This is a genomic window from Pseudomonas sp. P7759 (assembly GCF_013386445.1).
Taxonomy (GTDB): domain Bacteria; phylum Pseudomonadota; class Gammaproteobacteria; order Pseudomonadales; family Pseudomonadaceae; genus Aquipseudomonas; species Aquipseudomonas azotoformans_A.
The window spans coordinates 1-2,251 of sequence record NZ_JACART010000120.1; the positions used below are offsets into that span (position 1 = coordinate 1).

At 58.8% G+C, this 2,251-nt stretch carries 2 protein-coding genes; one reads left to right on the top strand and one right to left on the bottom strand.

Annotated features, from left to right (window positions below; translation table 11 throughout):
* The first annotated feature begins 56 nt into the window (after positions 1-56).
* Entirely contained in the window at positions 57-329 is a 273-nt protein-coding gene (locus HX823_RS31510; RefSeq protein WP_014718395.1) for a DUF1652 domain-containing protein, read from the top strand.
* Between the two features lie 11 nt (positions 330-340).
* Here the strand turns inward: HX823_RS31510 and HX823_RS31515 are convergent.
* The coding region (locus HX823_RS31515; RefSeq protein WP_177078548.1) for a UvrD-helicase domain-containing protein at positions 341-2,251 on the bottom strand (1,911 nt) is incomplete at its 5' end.

Genomic DNA, 2,251 nt, shown 5'->3' on the forward strand with positions numbered 1-2,251 from the left:
GATGCCACGACCAGTGAAGGTCTTGGCCCCCTGCCGCGAGCTAAAGGAAGCGCTCAATGAACAAGGTGGGCAACATGAACAAAGTGACGTTCCCCAACGCCTGCCAGCTGATGCGCTGGCATTTTCATCCGATGGGTTTCGAGGGCAGCATGGATGCGCCTGGCAGTATGATCGCCCGATTGTTCGACCGAGCCAGCGGCGAGACGCTGATCGCCATCGCCGGAATTCCCTGCGCCACCGTGATGAATGCTGCCGATGTGGAGCGCATCATTGAGGCCGTGGAGGATGAGCTGGAGTCGTTTGTGCCGCCGGTGTCATTGCGGGCCTGAGTGATCAGCGCCTAAACGCGCTGATCATCGAAAAACGCCTTCTTGCCATCCACCCGCTCCGAGGCCCTGGGCACATTCACGGCCTGGCCTTCGGGCTTTTCCACGTACCAGTAGCAATGGCTCACGGCGCGGGTTATGCCCACGTACGCCAGGCGCAGCACTTCGTCCCTTTGCGCATTGTCATAGGGTTCGCTGTCGCCAGCCTTGCCCAAGCCTGCCATCCGGTACACCTGGTTTTTATACGGCGAGCTGGTGACATGCTGGCAATCCCCAAGCAAAAACACCGCGTCTGCCTGAAGCCCCTTGGCACTGTGATAGGTCAACTGCTTCAACCTGCGCGCCTGGGGCGGCAAGCTAGAATCCACATTAACTAATGATTGAATATGCTCTTGAATCAATAGCTTATCGCTACTTTTTCGATAAAGCATCAAGATCGATTCACCCTTCTGATAGTGCTCCGACAACTGCCGCCCCAATGCCGCATCGTCGCGCCCCAACACCTTGACCGGCACCAATGGCTTGGGTGCGCCACTGGCCTTGGCCTTCTTGCCAGGAATCGCCGGTGCGGCGCGCACGATGTGCTCGGCCGCATCGATGATGTGCTGGTGACTGCGGTAGTTCTCGCCCAGCATCACGCGGGTGGTCGACGGCGATGGGAACTCCTTGTCGAACTCCATGAAGTACTTGGGCGAACTGCCGCGCCAGCCATAGATCGACTGCCAATCATCCCCCACACACAGCAAGGATGAGCGCTGGGCACCGCGCCCCACATGCATGGCCGGGCCACGGCTGCGGATCTCGCGCAGGCTGGCACGGATCCACGAGACAATTTGCGGCGAAACATCCTGGAACTCGTCGATCATCAAGTGCGACAGGGGACGCAGCAGCGGATCGCTCAGCAGCTTCAAATTTTCCGGGGTGTTTTCGCCAAACAGCGAGAACATCCGGTTATAGGTCATGATCGGTGGCGACTGGTCCAGCAAGTGATCTTCCAGGGTTTTCCAGAAAATACTCAGGGCTTCGAAGAAGAAGCGGTCCGGGTCATCCTTGGCGAAGCTCATCTGCCCAACGGCGGTGGGTACGTCCAAGCCGAGGTTTTCGATGAATCCGGCGGCCATCACAAAACTGTCCAGCAGCGGCGCTGAAGCCAACTCGCCTTTGACCTTGTAATCAAAGCCGGGGCCGGCGGTGGCATCGCCGGCCAGACTGCTTAGCAGGCGCTTTGATGATTCGTAGCTATCTAGCCATATCAAAGGCTTACGACAGAAAGCTTGAAACAAGGTGCGCTTTACCGCCCATTCTGCGCGCACGGACAACTTCGAATTTGGCCGGCTGGTCTGCGCGTTTTCCCGTGAGTCGAAGCCCAGGACCACCCAGGCATCCAGCTCGGGAATGTAGCCATGGCAGTGAAATTGCGCACCGTTGATTTCCACGGTCTGGCGGTTGGGTTCAATGCCCTTGATTGGCCAGGCGCCTGCGCGAAACCACAGGTCCTCGATCACATCGCAGAGTTCTTCGTCGCGCTTGGCCGCCAGTTCGGTCACGGCCACGCGTTTTTGCACATCCGGATGATCGCGCTCCAGCTCCTTGAGCTGCAGCCCGTGGCGCGCCAGTGGCGCAATCAGCTCACGGAAACGCGGGTGCTGCCCCTGCAACCGGTGATAGCAGGCATTCATCTGCTGGCGCTGGGCGTCGTTGATACGCAGGTCAAAGGGGTTGCTGTCAGCGTCTTCAAAACCCGAATTCAGGTTCTCGAAGGCTTGCAGGCGCTCAAAGCCCGGCAGGCTGCGCACCATGGGCAGGATGCGCGAGTGAAAGGTCCGCACCACGGCTTGCGCTTCTTTCATACCAAGGGGTTGGCCCCAGAGGTTGAGAATCTCCATGAGCTTGTTGATGAAGTCCTTGCGCGATTCGCGGGTGAA

Excerpts from the sequence above, each read along its gene's own strand:
- HX823_RS31510 (WP_014718395.1), top strand. The coding sequence starts at position 57 with ATGAACAAGGTGGGCAACATGAACAAAGTGACGTTCCCCAACGCCTGC.